We start from the raw sequence: 15,739 nt of genomic DNA, 5'->3' as shown, positions 1-15,739 counted from the left end.
GCAGCCATGACCGATAAAACTTTCCTGGTGGAAATTGGCACCGAAGAGTTGCCTCCGAAAGCCCTGCGTAGCCTGGCAGAAGCCTTTGCTGCGCACTTTACCGCAGAACTGGACAGCGCCGGTTTAGCACATGGCGAGGTGAGCTGGTTTGCCTCTCCACGCCGTCTGGCGCTGAAAGTGGCCCAATTGGCCACAGCGCAGACCGATCGTGAAGTGGAAAAACGTGGCCCAGCGATTGCTGCTGCGTTTGATGCCGATGGCAATGCCACCAAAGCAGCCGAAGGTTGGGCGCGCGGTAACGGCATCACCGTGGATCAGGCTGAGCGTCTGAGCACGGATAAAGGCGAATGGCTGGTGCATCGCGCTTCAGTGAAAGGCGAGAGTGCTCAGGCACTGCTGCCCGCGATGGTGGCAACCGCACTAAGCAAGCTGCCGATTCCAAAACTGATGCGCTGGGGCGCAAGCGACGTGCAGTTTGTCCGTCCGGTACATACTGTGACGCTGCTGTTGGGCGATGAGCTGATCCCGGCCACCATTCTCGGTATTCAGTCCGATCGTGTGATTCGCGGCCATCGCTTTATGGGCGAGCCAGAGTTCACCCTCGACAACGCCGATCAGTATCCACAACTGCTGCTGGAACGCGGCAAAGTGGTGGCTGATTTCGCGACCCGTAAAGCCAAAATCAAAGCCGATGCGGAAGCCGCGGCACAGCAACTGGGTGGCATCGCCGACCTGAGCGACAGCCTGCTGGAAGAAGTCGCCTCGCTGGTGGAATGGCCAGTGGTGCTGACGGCGAAGTTTGAAGAGAAGTTCCTCGCGGTGCCTTCTGAAGCGCTGGTTTACACCATGAAAGGTGACCAGAAGTACTTTCCGGTGTACTCCGCTGACGGCAAACTGCTGCCAAACTTCATCTTCGTGACCAACATCGAATCCAAAGATCCGCAGCAAATCATCTCCGGTAACGAGAAGGTGGTACGCCCGCGTCTGGCTGATGCCGAGTTCTTCTTCAACACTGACCGTAAAAAGCGTCTTGAAGATAACCTGCCGCGTCTGGAAACCGTATTGTTCCAGAAAGAGCTGGGTACGCTGCGTGACAAAACGGACCGTATTCAGGCGCTGGCCGGCTGGATCGCAGCTCAGATTGGTGCCGATGTGAACCACGCCACCCGCGCGGGCCTGCTGTCGAAGTGTGACCTGATGACCAACATGGTCTTCGAGTTTACCGATACGCAGGGAGTGATGGGCATGCACTATGCGCGTCATGACGGCGAAGCGGAAGATGTGGCCGTGGCGCTGAACGAGCAGTATCAGCCGCGCTTTGCCGGTGATGCACTGCCATCGAACCTCGTGGCTTGTGCTGTCGCGATTGCCGACAAGATGGATACCCTTGCGGGCATCTTCGGCATTGGTCAGCATCCAAAAGGCGATAAAGACCCGTTCGCACTGCGCCGTGCTGCGCTGGGCGTGCTGCGTATTATCGTTGAGAAGAACCTGCCACTCGATCTGCAAACGCTGACCGAAGAAGCGGTGCGTCTCTACGGCAGCAAGCTGAGCAACGGCAAAGTGGTGGATGAAGTGATCGACTTCATGCTGGGTCGTTTCCGTACCTGGTATCAGGAAGAGGGCCACAGCGTCGACACCATTCAGGCCGTGCTGGCACGTCGTCCAACCCGCCCGGCGGACTTCGATGCGCGCATGAAAGCGGTTTCCCACTTCCGTACGCTGGAAGCGGCATCGTCGCTGGCTGCGGCCAACAAGCGAGTGTCCAACATCCTGGCGAAAGCCACCGAAACCCTCAACGACAGCGTGCAGGCATCGCTGCTGAAAGAGAACGCCGAGATCCAGCTGGCGACTTTCGTGACGGCGCTCGGTGACAAGCTGCAGCCGTACTTCGCGGAAGGCCGTTATCAGGATGCGCTGGTGGAACTGGCGCAGCTGCGCGAAGCGGTCGATAACTTCTTCGACAACGTGATGGTTAACGCCGATGAAGCGGAAGTGCGTATTAACCGCCTGACACTACTGGCGCAACTGCGCGCACTGTTCCTGCAGGTAGCGGATATTTCACTGCTGCAGTAAGCGATGTGTTGAAGTGAACCGAAGGGACGAGAAATCGTCCCTTTTTGTTTTTAAAATTCGGCGCTGACTTCCTGGGAGTGGTGCAAGATGCGCCCAATAAAGATCTCATCAACCTCAGCACGGTAAATCACAATGTGCTGACCGAAGGAAAGTGAATAGATTTGATAACCTAAATCAGGCCGTTTTCGCCCTAAATCGAACAGGGCAATTTTATCGAAGAGCTGGGAAAATTTAAGGTTGTAAGCGTCTGCGAGTTGCTCCCCAAAATTCCAGTATCCGTAAATCCAGATTTTCATCAAATCGGCATCAGCTTCCGGTTTTATCGTGATCTTCCTTTTCATAAATGCCCACCCTGGCTTTTGCTCGTCTCAGAAAATCTTCATGGTCCCACTCTTTACCAGGACCGCTCTCGAATCCTTGTCTTACCAATTCTTTTAGCGCCTCCAGCTTCGACGCCGCCTGCTTCTCACGCAGTAAACGCAGCGAGTCGCGCACCACCTCGCTTTGAGTACGGTAATCACCGGAAGCCACCAGAGATTCAACAAACTCGCGCAGTTCATCACCTAAATCGATTGTCATGGTACGTGCCATCATCGTGCCCCAATGTAAGAAATATTCTTACATCCTGGCACATTTTTGAGCAATGCGGAATCGGCGTTGCAGCGCAGTTACAGCGACAACTGCGAAGCAACGCGAAGGATTAAGTGCTGGTGTCGAACAGGCGGGCATCGCGCAGCAGGTGATCGTTGCCACGACGGCGGGTGAAACCGCTGCGGTCGAAGAATTCCAGAATCTGTACCGCGATTTTACGCCCGGTACCGAGCTGATTGCGGAAATCGGCGGCGCTGGTGCTGCCACCGTTGGCGTCACGCTGGCGAATCAGATCGGCGAAGATCTGGATCTGGTCGCTGCGGTAATAGCGATCGCGCACGATCGCCGTGATATGACCGAGACGCGCGGCGGAGAGCAGCAGGCTGCGAATGGTTTCTTCATCTTGCTGGGTGGCCAGTGCGATATCGCGCACCCATAGCGGCTGGTCACCAAACAGCGGACCAACCTGCTGCCACAGTGCTTCTTCCTGGTGATTGAAGCGCGGTTCGAAATCCGGCAAATGCAACCAGCCTTGCCGGTGCTGCAACTGGCCTTGTGAAAGCAGCCGATCGATCAATGCGATAACCTGTTCCGGCGGCTGGTGGGGGAGAGCCACGCGACGCAAGCGATCGCGACCAATGCCCGGCACTTCAGGGTGCTGCTGATGAAACGCGGTGAGCGCTTCCAGCAGTCGCTGCTGCCAGTCATTGGCCTGTTCCACAGCCATGATGGCGCTGCCGAGTCGCACGGGCGCCACCTTGTCCAGCAGGTTGTTGAGTGCATCGTCACTCAGCTGGCGTGCCCAACTCAGCTCGGCCATGTCGATGGGTTGCTGAGCCAGGTGCGACTGCAGACTCTCTTCATCGGCTTCCGCCGCCGCCAGCTGTTGCAGCCAGTCAAGATAATCAGGATGGCGCTTGCCGCGTTTCTTGCTGTTCAGCAGCAGCACCCGTCCGCCACCGAGCGTGAGTTGTGCATTGCTGTCGCGGATAATCAGCCGATCGTTTTCCGCCAGCCACAGCGGCTCGTTGAGCACCAGCTCCGCCAGTTCGCCCGCAATCAGGTTAAGTCGGCCAGTCACATGACTGGCGGCATGGTGAAGATGTACCGGCTGCGAGGGATTTCTTAACGGCTGTAGCAAACGCAGCGCCACGATCAGTCGCTGGGTGCCCGAAGGTTGCGGTTGTGCCAGCAGCCAGTCACCGCGCGCAATCTGGTCTTTCTCCACATCGCCGACGATATTCAGCGCGATACGTTCTCCAGCCTGCGCACGCGTCACCGACTGATTCTGCGCATGCAGCGAACGCACGCGCACGGGCAAATTGAGGCGGCTGAGCCACAACGTATCACCTACGCTGACTTCACCCGCCAGGGCGGTGCCGGTGACCACTAATCCGCTGCCTTTGAGGGTAAACGCGCGGTCAATGGCGAGGCGGAAGCGGCGACCCATATCGACATTCGGTGCGCGTAGTTCACTCAAGTGCTGGCGCAGCGCGTCGATGCCTTGCTGGGTGGTACTGCTGGTGACAAATTGCGGTACTGCCAGCCAGCACAGTTGCTGCGTCAACTCCGCCACCTGATGCTGCACTTCGGCGATGCGTACGGCGTCGACGCGATCCGCTTTGGTCAACGCCACGCTAAGCGGGGGTTGCCCGACCAGGCTTAGCAGTTGCAGATGCTCACGCGTTTGCGGCATCACACCGTCGTCGCACGCTACCACCAGCAGTGCATGATGAATACCGCCGATGCCCGCCAGCATATTGGCGAGGAATTTCTCGTGTCCTGGCACATCGATAAAGCCCACAACGCGGCCATCCGGTTGCGGCCAGTAGGCATAGCCAAGATCGATGGTCATGCCGCGCCGTTTCTCCTCAGGCAGGCGATCGGCATCGACACCAGTGAGCGCCTGTAGCAGTGCGGTTTTACCGTGATCGACGTGTCCAGCGGTGGCGATAATCATGTGGTTAAGGTCCGTATCAGCGCCGCTTCATCTTCAAGGCAGCGTAAATCCAGCCACAGTCTTCCTTCCTGGATGCGGCCAATCACCGGTTGTGATAATGCACGCCAGCGTTGTGCCAGTGCATCCAGCGAGCTGCCGTGAGATTCACGTGGGCTAAACGTGATGGCAAAACTCGGTAAGCGCTCAACGGGTAATGAACCGCTGCCGATTTGCGACGAGCAGGCGGCGATATTAAGTGAAAAATCAGCGCCATAGGCGTGTTCCAGCGCAGGCATCAGCCGTTCGGCCTGCTGCAAAATCTCGTGTGACGATCGCGTCAACAAGCGCAGGGTGGGCAGCGCTTCGCGCAACGTTTCCGGTTGGCGATAAAGCTGCAAAGTGGCTTCCAGCGCAGCCAGCGTCATTTTATCCACGCGCAAAGCTCGCTTGAGCGGATGCTGTTGCAGCCGATCGATAAGCGCCTGTTTGCCGACAATAATCCCTGCTTGCGGGCCGCCCAGCAGTTTATCGCCGGAAAAACTCACCAGATCCACACCGGCGGCAATCAGCTGTTGCGGCATCGGCTCGGCGGGCAAATTAAAAGCGGTCATGTCGATAAGCGAACCGCTGCCTAAATCAGTGATCACCGGCAGCTGATGTTGCGCCGCCAACGCCACCAGCTCGGCTTCCGCTACCGCATGGGTGAAGCCCTGAATCTGGTAGTTGCTGGTATGCACCTTCATCAACAAACCGGTGTTGTCGCTGATGCCAGCACGATAATCTTTCAGATGGGTACGATTAGTGGTGCCGACTTCAACCAGCTGGCAGCCCGCCTGGCGCATCACATCGGGAATGCGGAATGCGCCGCCGATTTCGACCAGCTCACCGCGTGAGACAATCACTTCGCGACCTGGCGCCAGTGCTGCCAGCATCAGCAACACGGCGGCGGCATTGTTGTTCACGATACAGGCCGCTTCAGCCCCCGTCAGTTCACACAGCAGCGCACTTACCGCACGATCGCGATGGCCACGTGACGCATCATCCAGCGCATATTCCAGCGTGACCGGCTGGCGCAAACAGGCTGTGACCGCCTCAATTGCGCTATCGCTTAACTGCGCACGGCCCAGGTTGGTGTGCAGCACCGTGCCGGTGAGATTGAACACCGGACGCAGCGCGCTTTGTTGCTGCTGTTGCGCGCGGCGCTGCGCTTCCTCTGGCCAGTTAAGATGCCAGCCGGGTAAAGTTTGATGATGTTGAATATGCGTGCGTGCTTCTTGCTGCATGGCGCGCAGCTGGCGGGTGGTAAACGCGGTGCCCGTCTGCAGCAGCAGCGGCTGCATCGCGGGATCGCGCAGCAGGCTGTCGATAGCAGGCAGTTGTGAATACAGTGTTTTCATCGGGTGGTTTAGCTTAGCTGGAAGGCGGAACGGTGCGGGCAAAACTCTCCCGCGCAAACAACGTATCGGCCAGCTTGATCAATGCCGGGCGGTTCACGCACCAGTTAGGCAGCACCCGGCGGAAGTTGAGATAACCAATCATGCAGCCAGTGGCGATATCGGCCAGATTGAGCGTACCGCTGTTCAAGAGTTCACCCTGGGCCGCCGCCGTTTCCAGCGCATCCAACCCACGCAAAATTTTCTCGCGATTACGCATTAGCACTTCTTCGGATTGTTGATCGCCGGGGCGCATCTGTTCGCGCACAATCATCACGGCGGCATCGTTGATGCCATCGGCGAGCTTTTCCAGCTGACGTACCTGCAGAGCGAGCAGGGCGTCATCCGGCAACAGAGCAGGGGCGTCACCGCGTAGCTCAATGACCTGGGCGATAATCGAAGAATCAAACCAGGTGAGATGGTTATCGTCTACCAGTGCAGGCACTTTGCCCAGCGGGTTATAGTGCGGCACGTGGCTGTCTTCCACCCAAGGCGACTGGTTAACAAATTCGAACACCAGGCCTTTTTCCAACAGGATCACTGAAATTTTGCGGACAAAAGGGCTGGTGTAGCTGCCAATCAGTTTCATCAGGTGTTTCCTTTGCGACAGAGATAGGTACACAAATTGTAGCGGCGCGATTTATTGCACGTTGTTGTCTGGCTCAAAAACAGCGCGATAAATCGTGCCGCGACAGTTCTTAGGAAAGCGGCAATTTGCTCAATCCCCAGGAAACATAAATGGATTCAGGCTGCTGCGCGCAAAGCCTTCCTGCTCCATACGCGCATCCAGCACCAGTGAGGCCAGGTCATCGGCCACCGGTTCCACCGCCGGATCCTTCTCCTGATACAACATCTTCAGATAGGTGCCGCAGTCACCACAGCTTTCGGCTTTCACTGCGGCTCTTTCGCTGTCGAGTGACCAATAGTGCAGGTCGCGCGTTTGCTCGCAGTTGGAGCACTTACTGCGCACCACATACCATTCACTTTCACACAGATTACAGTGTAGATAACGCAGCCCCTGCTGGCCCACATCCATATGCACCACGCTGGTGACCGGCACGCTGGCGCACACCGGGCAGAACTGGCGATGCTCGCCGTATTCTGCGCGGGCTTTGCCTGGGATCAGCGCTGCCATCTGCGCCCAATAGATCGAAAGCGCAGCCCAAATAAACGGGGCTTTATCGCTGCTGACCTGCGCAAAATCACCCTCCAGTAGCGCACTGGCCAGGCCTTCCAGCTCGGAAGAGGAGGCTTTTTCCAGGTTCTCCAGCACCGCCAATGCCTGGCCGCTCATCTCGGGCTTCAGCTCGGCAATCAGCGAATGCAGCAGACGCTGCCAGTGGGCATCGCGGGGATAGGTGTGAATATCGAGCGGCGGCTTGCCCTGTTCGGCGCTTTCGGCCAAACGCTGGCGCAAATCGAGTTGCAGCGGATGATCGTACAGCACGATGTCTTGCGCCTGCGCGATCACTGCAGCAAAGCGCAGATAATCGCCCAGCGGATTCTTTGCTGCCAGCTCACGTAAACGCGCTGCACGGCGGCTGTACAGATTTTTCAGCCGAGGGAAAAGCAGCGGCGGAACCTGTTCCGCCGTGTTTTTTTCGCCTTTCTCCAGCTGGTCCTGCGGGATAATGCGAATACTCATCAGGGACGTTTTTCCTGTTGTGTTTGGCGTTGGCGCTGCTCACGATACCAGCGTGGATGATGTTTCTTCGCCCACGCGGCCGGCACCCAGCCCTCAACCATGGCAGTAATGGTACCTTTGACCCACAGGGCCGCATAAATGTGCACCATAATCACCACGATCAATGCCACAGCTGAGACCGAATGCACCACCAAAGCGGCGCGAATCAGCGGAATCGCAAAGGCACCTGCAAAGTAAGGACGCCAGATAACCACTCCGCTCGCCAGCAGCAAGACTAAGCTGATGATAGCAGCCCAGAACACACACTTCTGCCCGAAGTTGTATTTGCCGGTATCACCCACCTCTTCATTGCGTACGATTTTATTGATGTTTTTCGCCCAGATCAGGTCTTCGCGATTGATCAGATTCTGTTTCCAGTAGCGCAAAAACATGATCAAAAAAGCAGCAAACATCACCACGCCGACAAAGGGATGCAGGATGCGCGCCAGTTGTGGCGTGCCCAAAACGTGCATCAGCCAGTTAAAGGAGGGAAAGAAGAAACCCAGCCCGCTCAGGGCTGCCAGAACAAAACAGAACGCCACAATCCAGTGATTGATGCGTTCCGGTGCGCTGTAGCGCACCAGACGATCGCGCTTTTTCATCATTCGCGCTCCTCTTTTTCGTGCAGGTTCTCGTCCTCATCCTCTTCCACCCGGTTCGGCCCGACGCCGACATAGTGGAATACCGAGGCGGCGAAGGTGGCGGCGAATCCGATCGCCGCCAGCGGTTTCCAGATCCCTTTCCAGAAGGTGACTGCCGGACTGATACTCGGGTTTTCTGGCAAACCGTGATACAGCTGTGGTTTATCAGCATGATGCAGCACGTACATGACATGCGTGCCGCCGACGCCTTCCGGATCGTACAAGCCCGCATTCTCATAGCCGCGCGTATTCAGCTCCGCCACGCGTTCTGCCGCCAGCGCCTGCATATCGGTTTTGCTACCAAAATGGATGGCGCCGGTCGGGCAGGTTTTCACGCACGCCGGTTCCTGGCCCACATTGACACGATCGACGCACAGCGTGCATTTATACACGCGGTTGTCGTCTTTATTCAGGCGCGGCACGTCGAACGGACAGCCGGCAATGCAGTAGCCGCAGCCAATGCACTGCTCGGACTGAAAATCGACGATGCCGTTGGCGTACTGAATAATCGCACCTTCGGACGGACAGGCTTTCAGGCAGCCAGGATCGGCGCAGTGCATGCACCCATCCTTGCGGATAAGCCACTCTAACTTGCCATTCTCCTCCACTTCTGAGAAGCGCATCACCGTCCAGGATTTGGCGGTCAGATCCGCTGGGTTGTCATACACCCCAACGTTATGCCCAACCTCATCGCGGATGTCGTTCCACTCTGAACACGCCACCTGGCAGGCTTTGCAACCGATGCAGGTGGTGACGTCGATCAGCTTCGCCACCTCCTGCTGATGATTACGCGCCTGCGGGGCAGGCGTGAAACCATTGGTGGCGGAGCGGCGGATAATGTCTTGTGATTGATAAGCCATCTACGTTCTCCTACACCTTCTCAACGTTAACCAGGAACGCCTTAAACTCGGGCGTTTGCGTGTTGGCATCACCGACAAACGGCGTCAGGGTATTGGCGATAAAGCCTTTCTTCGCAATGCCCTGATAGCCCCAGTGAATCGGAATGCCGACGGTATCGACGGTTTTGCCATCCACATCAAGTGGGCGCAGGCGTTTGGTGACCACCGCTTTGGCTTTGATGTAACCGCGATTGGAGCTCACTTTCACCGTATCGCCCTGCACGATGCCCAGCTTGTTGGCCAGCTTCTCACCAATCTCCACAAACTGCTCCGGCTGCGCGATGGCATTGAGTAACGCATGTTTGGTCCAGTAGTGGAAATGCTCGGTGAGACGATACGTGGTGCCGACATACGGGAAGTGCTCGGCTTTACCCATCGCCGCCAGATCGTCTTTGAACACGCGTGCTGCCGGGTTCGAAATGACGTTCGGATGCAGTGGATTCGTGCCGAGTGGCGTTTCAAACGGCTCGTAGTGTTCCGGGAACGGACCTTCAGCCATTTTGTCGAGCGCGAACAGGCGGCCCATGCCTTCTGGCTGCATGATAAACGGCCCCACATTGCTACCCGGTGCGGCGGCGCTGTAGTCCGGAATATCCATGCCGCCCCATTTACTGCCATCCCACTTGAGGATTTGCCGTTTCGGATCCCACGGATTGCCCTGTGGATCGGCCGATGCACGGTTGTAGAGGATGCGACGATTGAGCGGCCATGCCCAACTCCAGTTCAGCGTATTGCCCAATCCACTCGGATCGGTGTTATCACGCCGCGCCATCTGGTTGCCATCTGGCGTCCAGCTGCCCGCAAAAATCCAGCAGCCGCTGCTGGTGCTGCCGTCATCTTTCAACTGAGCAAAGCTACTGAGCTGCTGGCCTTTTTTTACCAGCAACGTGCCTTTGTCATCGAACACATCCGCCAGCGCTTTGCCGTTGCTCTCCATCGCCACTTCTTCCGAAGCCGGGTTATCAGGCGTCTGGTAGTTCCACGTCATGTTCAGCACCTGTTCGGGCAAGGCACCGCCCTCACTGGCGTACATTTTGCGCAGACGGCTGTAGATACCGGAGAGGATTTCACCGTCATTCAGCGCTTCGCCGGGTGCATCCTGACCTTTGAAGTGCCACTGCAGCCAGCGACCGGAGTTAACGATGGAGCCATTCTCTTCCGCGAAGCAGGTGGAGGGCAGGCGGAACACTTCGGTCTGAATCTTCGCCGGATCGACATCGTTAAACTCACCGTGGTTTTGCCAGAAGGTCGAGGTTTCGGTGTTGAGCGGGTCGATGGTCACCAGGAACTTCAGCTTCGACAGTGAATCGATCACTTTGCGTTTGTTCGGGAATGAGGCCACCGGGTTAAAGCCCTGGCAAAGATAGCCATTCACTTTGCCCTGCGACATCATCTCGAAGTACTGCAAAACGTCGTAGCCTTTGTCCCACTTCGGTAACCAGTCGAATCCCCAGCTGTTCTCTGCTTGCGCTTTGTCGCCAAAGAAGGCCTTCATCATGCTGACAAAGAATTTCGGGTAGTTACCCCAGTAGTTCACCTGGCCGGGTAGCGTCGGTTTCGGCGTGTTGGCCGCGAGGTAGGTTTGCAGATCGGTCTGTTTCTCCGACGGCAATGTCATATAACCTGGCAAACTTTGCGACAGCAGGCCGAGATCGGTGAGCCCCTGAATGTTGGAGTGACCGCGCAGGGCGTTAACCCCGCCGCCCGCCATGCCCATGTTGCCGAGCAACAGCTGGATCATCGCCATGGTGCGGATATTTTGCGCACCGACCGAGTGTTGCGTCCAGCCCAGCGCATACAGGAATGAGGTGGTGCGATCGCGCGCGCTGGTCTCACCGATCAGCTCGCAGACGTGCAGGAAGTCCTCTTTCGGCGTGCCACAGATGCGTGACACCATTTCTGGCGTGTAGCGGCTGACGTGTTGCTTGAGGAGATTCCACACACAGCGTGGATGTTGCAGGCTGTCATCACGTTTGGCAAAGCCGTCATCGCCCAGCTCATAGTTCCAGCTGGTTTTGTCATACTTGCGATTGGCTTCGTCGTAGCCGCTGAACAGGCCGTCATCAAAATGATAGTCTTCGCGCACTATCAGGCTGGCGTTGGTGTACGCCTGCACATATTCATGCTGGATTTTGTCATTTTGCAGCAGCCACAGCAGCACGCCCGACAGGAAAGCAATGTCGGTGCCGGAACGGATCGGCGTGTAAAAGTCTGCCACCGATGCCGTACGCGTGAAGCGAGGATCGATAACAATCAATTTGGCTTTGTTGTGAATCTTGGCTTCCATCGCCCAGCGGAATCCCACAGGATGCGCTTCAGCGGCGTTGCCACCCATCACAACGATCAGATTGGCATTACGGATGTCGACCCAGTGGTTGGTCATCGCACCGCGACCAAATGTTGGAGCAAGACTTGCTACCGTTGGTCCGTGTCAAACGCGTGCCTGGTTGTCGACCGCTAACATGCCGAGCGATCGGGTAAATTTCTGGGTTAAGTAGCCAGTTTCATTGCTGGAGGCAGAAGCACACAGCATGCCTGATGACAGCCAGCGGTTGACGGTAACACCTGCGGCGTTTTGCGCGATAAAGTTGGCGTCGCGATCCGCTTTCAGTAGTTTAGCGATACGATCAAAGGCGTCATCCCAACTGATACGCTGCCATTTATCGGAGCCTGGCGCGCGGTATTCGGGGTAGTGCAGGCGGCTTTCACTGTGGACAAAATCCAGCAGGCCAGCGCCTTTCGGACACAATGCGCCACGGCTCACCGGATGGTCTGGATCGCCTTCAATGTGGAAAATGGTCTCTTTGGCGTTTTTCGCGCCGTCACCGAGGCTATACATTAATAAGCCACAGCCCACTGAGCAGTAAGTGCAGGTGTTGCGGGTTTCGCGGGCACGCAGCAGCTTGTACTGTCGCGTTTCCGCCAGCGCCACCTCTGGCGTAAAGCCGAGGAGTGCTGCCGATGTCCCTGCCATACCGCCAGCACAGATTTTGAAGAATTTTCTTCGGCTGACGTTCATGAATAATCCTTGAGTCGACATTGCTACAATTTGCCTGCGTCGTTCAAATGGTCGCTACATGGCCTGCGCCCATTCGTTCCCGTCGCTTACGGGTGTAAGCTCACGGTTTGAAGGGGCTTGCTGCCTTGCCACTATCCGAATGACGGGCAAAAATTTTTTTGTGATGCGTTGGGCCGAGATTCACAATGACCCAACTAACAGTGTGAGAATAGCAGTAGAATAATACCACTGCTTTAATAGGGTTGTTGTCCGAGGCGAGCAAAGTGAAAGTCAAAGCACAGGAAAGTCATCAGAGTGTGATTGAGATCTCAGGCGCAGTGCAGGCGCCGGTACGTCAGCGGCGTGATATCAGCACGTCTGAAACCGACTGGCTGGCACAAGAGGTGCCGATCGCGCTGGTGTATAACGGCATTTCCCATGTGGTGATGATGGCCACGCCCAACGATCTTGAGGCGTTTGCGCTCGGTTTCTCACTCTCAGAAGGCATTATTGAGAAGCCTGATGAGATTTTCGGCATGGATGTGGTGCCCGGCTGCAACGGTATTGAAGTGCAGATCGAACTCTCCAGCCGACGCTTTATGGCGCTAAAAGAGCAGCGCCGTGCCATGGCGGGCAGAACCGGCTGTGGCGTGTGCGGCGTGGAACAACTCGACCAGATTGGTAAACCGCTGCAGCCGTTGCCGTTTACCCAAACCTTCGATCTGGCAAACCTCGATAGCGGGCTGGCGCAACTGCGCAATTACCAACCCATCGGCAATCTCACCGGATGCACGCACGCGGCGGCATGGATGTCGCCGCAGGGGGAATTGCTCGGTGGCTGCGAAGACGTGGGTCGCCATGTGGCGCTGGATAAACTGCTGGGGCATCGTAGCCAGCAGCCGTGGCAGCAGGGCGCGGTGCTGGTCTCCAGTCGCGCCAGCTATGAGATGGTGCAAAAGTCCGCGATGTGCGGCGTGGAGATTTTATTTGCGGTATCCGCTGCGACCCAGCTCGCCGTTGAGGTCGCCGAGCGTTGTCATTTAACGCTGATAGGGTTTAGTAAGCCGGGACGCGCCACGGTGTACAGCCATCCGCAGCGCCTGGTTTAAACCACCTGTACCTGTGGCAGCGCCTGGTTTAAACCACCTGTACCTGTGGCAGCGCCTGCTGGAGCGCAGCTAATGCGCCTGCTTTGGCGGGGCCGCTGTCGCAAATAAGCAAATCCACTTCTCCAATCGGCGCGTACACCGTGCGGCTGATCACCCCCAGCTTGCTGTGATCTGCCAGTAAGAAGGTGCGCGCAGCCTGCTGCACCATGGCGCGAGCAATCGCCGCTTCATGAGGATGGAAACTGCTGGCACCGTTTTTAGCATCAATGCCAACCGGCGACAGCAGGGCAACGTCGGCGCGATAGCGGTAAATCTCGCTGACCGTGATTTCGCCGCGCGTCTGCTGTGCACCTGCCATCATCATCCCACCGAGCAAAATCACCTGATTATTCAGCGTTTCATGTTCTTCGGCGGCGCTTAGCGCCAGTGCAGCCTGCAAACTGTTAGTGATAATGGTTAAGCCGGCCATGCTGCGCAGCTGCTCCGCCAGCATGGTGGTGGTGGTGCCGGCATCCAGAAACAGCGTCTGGCCCGGCTGCAAGTGCTGTGCGGCCGCCACGGCAATCGCACGTTTCTCTTTGGCTTGAGCACTACGGCGCACTTGCAGCGGTGCTTCCGGCTGGCTATCTACCGCGACTAAACCGCCGTGCACCCGTCGTGCTAAACCCTGCGCTTCCAGCTCAATAATGTCTCGCCGTGCCGTTTCCCGTGAAATACCCAGCTCATTGATAATGCGCTCGGTGCTGACCTGATGCTGCGTGGTCAGCAGGGCTCGAATGCGGTGTAAGCGGGTTTCCTGCAGCATGACTTTTCCCTGTAGCGTAATAATCTGGGCCTAAGCTTACCTGAGTGTCATTACGGCGTCATGTGTATTTGGTTGTATTTGTGTATTTGGTTGCATTTCTCGTTAAAGCAGGCATGATGGTGACAACGGTCACACATCATGCACCCCTTTCACCTTCGCAACGGGAGTTACCATGGCTACACGTTCCACCATCATGGACACCAACAGTTTTCGTGCTGAGCACGCCGACGGTCTGGATGCAGCAACCCGCCAGCTGACGGACAAGCGCAGCAAAGTGTTGGGCGAGTCGTATCGCCTGTTTTATCGTAAGCCGGTGCATCTGGTACGCGGTGAAGGGCAGTATCTGTGGGATGCTGCAGGTAACAAATATCTCGATGTGTACAACAATGTGGCCAGTATTGGCCACTGCCATCCGGCGGTGATCGAAGCGGTGAATCAGCAGATGAAGATGCTGAACACCCACACCCGTTATCTGCACGAACGCATTCTCGATTACACCGAAGAGCTGCTGGCAACCACGCCAGACGCCATCGACCGTGCCATGTATATGTGCACCGGGTCGGAAGCTAACGATTTGGCGATCCGTGTGGCGCGTGCTTTCAGCGGCGGCACGGGCATTATCGTGTCGCAGGAGGCCTATCACGGCACCAGCGATCTCACGTCTGGCGTCTCCCCGGCACTGGGCAGCGGTCAGCCACTGGCGGCCACCACGCGTTTGGTTTCGCCACCCGATGCTTACCGCGTCAACGCACCGGATCTCGGCGAATGGTTTGCCAACGAAATTCAGAAACAGATCGATGACATGAAAGCACACGGCATTAAATTTGCTGGCTTCCTCGCGGATTCGATCTTCTCTTCCGATGGTGTGTTACCGAATCCGCGCGGTTTCCTGCAGAAAGCGGTGGATGTGGTGCACGCTAATGGCGGTATCTTCATCGCCGATGAAGTGCAGCCTGGCTTCGGTCGTACTGGCGATGCATTCTGGGGCTTCGCCCGTCACGGCGTGGTGCCGGATGTGGTGACCACGGGTAAGCCGATGGGTAACGGCATTCCGGTTTCCGGCCTGCTGGCGAAGAGTGATGTGCTGGCGGCGTTTAGTGACGATATCCCTTACTTCAACACCTTTGGCGGTAACCCGGTAGCGATGGCGGCGGCGCAGGCGGTGTTGACGGTGATTAAAGAAGAGGGCTTGCAGGAGCACAGCCGCGTGGTGGGTGCCAAACTGCTCGCCGAGTTGCAGAAGCTGATGGATCGCCATGAAAGTATCGGCGATGTGCGCGGAGCGGGGCTGTTTATCGGCTTCGAACTGGTGCAGGACCGCTCCAGCAAAACGCCGGATAAAGCGCTGGCGCTGGATCTCACCGAGAAGCTGCGCGATCACCATGTACTGACGTCAGTGGCCGGACCGTACGGCAACGTACTGAAGCTGCGTCCACCATTGGCGTTCCAGGAATCGGATATTGATTGGCTAGTGGGTGCGCTGGATAAGTCACTGACCGAGCTGGGTCGGTAAAAGGCTAAGGTTGCCCCAAAGCAGTATCAGGAAGATGAAGCGGGTCGCCAT

13 protein-coding genes are annotated in these 15,739 nt (G+C 57.0%); 3 read left to right on the top strand and 10 right to left on the bottom strand.

Annotated features, from left to right (window positions below):
- Nucleotides 1–6 precede the first annotated feature (6 nt).
- Nucleotides 7–2,076: a glycine--tRNA ligase subunit beta gene (glyS, locus tag AC1MDE_RS10500; protein WP_479397901.1), complete on the top strand. Its 2,070-nt coding sequence runs from the start codon at nt 7–9 to the stop codon at nt 2,074–2,076.
- A gap of 50 nt (nt 2,077–2,126) precedes the next feature.
- Here the strand turns inward: glyS and AC1MDE_RS10495 are convergent, their stop codons facing one another.
- From AC1MDE_RS10495 to fdnG, 9 genes are all read right to left on the bottom strand, one after another.
- The gene (locus AC1MDE_RS10495) at nt 2,127–2,417 is read right to left on the bottom strand and encodes a type II toxin-antitoxin system RelE/ParE family toxin (RefSeq protein WP_160833336.1); all 291 of its coding nucleotides are present in this window, start codon (nt 2,415–2,417) and stop codon (nt 2,127–2,129) included.
- Nucleotides 2,383–2,667 carry a type II toxin-antitoxin system ParD family antitoxin gene (locus AC1MDE_RS10490; protein ID WP_058961180.1) on the bottom strand — a complete coding sequence of 95 codons (285 nt, stop codon included), beginning with the start codon at nt 2,665–2,667 and terminating at the stop codon, nt 2,383–2,385. Before AC1MDE_RS10490 ends, AC1MDE_RS10495 begins: the two co-directional genes overlap by 35 nt.
- A 109-nt stretch (nt 2,668–2,776) precedes the next feature.
- Entirely contained in the window at nt 2,777–4,627 is a 1,851-nt protein-coding gene (gene selB / locus AC1MDE_RS10485; protein WP_058961128.1) for a selenocysteine-specific translation elongation factor, read from the bottom strand.
- On the bottom strand, nt 4,624–6,003 hold the full coding sequence (gene selA / locus AC1MDE_RS10480) for an L-seryl-tRNA(Sec) selenium transferase (protein WP_058961127.1): 1,380 nt from the start codon (nt 6,001–6,003) through the stop codon (nt 4,624–4,626). Before selA ends, selB begins: the two co-directional genes overlap by 4 nt.
- 13 nt (nt 6,004–6,016) lie before the next feature.
- Nucleotides 6,017–6,628: a glutathione S-transferase gene (locus AC1MDE_RS10475; RefSeq protein ID WP_034827706.1), complete on the bottom strand. Its 612-nt coding sequence runs from the start codon at nt 6,626–6,628 to the stop codon at nt 6,017–6,019.
- Between the two features lie 129 nt (nt 6,629–6,757).
- Nucleotides 6,758–7,684, bottom strand: coding sequence for a formate dehydrogenase accessory protein FdhE (gene fdhE, locus AC1MDE_RS10470; protein WP_034827709.1), 927 nt, complete (start codon nt 7,682–7,684; stop codon nt 6,758–6,760).
- A complete protein-coding gene (gene fdoI / locus AC1MDE_RS10465) occupies nt 7,684–8,325 on the bottom strand; it encodes a formate dehydrogenase cytochrome b556 subunit (protein WP_034827952.1) in 642 nt (213 codons plus the stop codon). Before fdoI ends, fdhE begins: the two co-directional genes overlap by 1 nt.
- A complete protein-coding gene (gene fdxH, locus AC1MDE_RS10460; protein WP_058961125.1) occupies nt 8,325–9,224 on the bottom strand; it encodes a formate dehydrogenase subunit beta in 900 nt (299 codons plus the stop codon). The genes fdoI and fdxH overlap by 1 nt, the downstream gene beginning before the upstream one ends.
- A gap of 10 nt (nt 9,225–9,234) precedes the next feature.
- Complete coding sequence (gene fdnG / locus AC1MDE_RS10455) at nt 9,235–12,282, bottom strand: formate dehydrogenase-N subunit alpha (protein ID WP_479401301.1); 3,048 nt, start codon at nt 12,280–12,282, stop codon at nt 9,235–9,237.
- Between the two features lie 305 nt (nt 12,283–12,587).
- Here fdnG and fdhD point away from each other — a divergent pair, with 305 nt between their 5' ends.
- On the top strand, nt 12,588–13,370 hold the full coding sequence (gene fdhD, locus AC1MDE_RS10450) for a formate dehydrogenase accessory sulfurtransferase FdhD (protein ID WP_255253273.1): 783 nt from the start codon (nt 12,588–12,590) through the stop codon (nt 13,368–13,370).
- Between the two features lie 28 nt (nt 13,371–13,398).
- Here the strand turns inward: fdhD and AC1MDE_RS10445 are convergent, their stop codons facing one another.
- Nucleotides 13,399–14,175, bottom strand: a complete 777-nt coding sequence (locus AC1MDE_RS10445) for a DeoR/GlpR family DNA-binding transcription regulator (RefSeq protein ID WP_058961122.1) — start codon at nt 14,173–14,175, stop codon at nt 13,399–13,401.
- 172 nt (nt 14,176–14,347) lie between these two features.
- Here AC1MDE_RS10445 and AC1MDE_RS10440 point away from each other — a divergent pair, with 172 nt between their 5' ends.
- A complete protein-coding gene (locus AC1MDE_RS10440) occupies nt 14,348–15,688 on the top strand; it encodes an aspartate aminotransferase family protein (protein ID WP_480344539.1) in 1,341 nt (446 codons plus the stop codon).
- The last annotated feature ends 51 nt before the right edge of the window (nt 15,689–15,739 follow it).

The organism is Pantoea folii (assembly GCF_056678875.1).
Note: the sequence above shows the minus strand (reverse complement) of the source record. Positions and strands in the feature narration are given on the sequence as shown.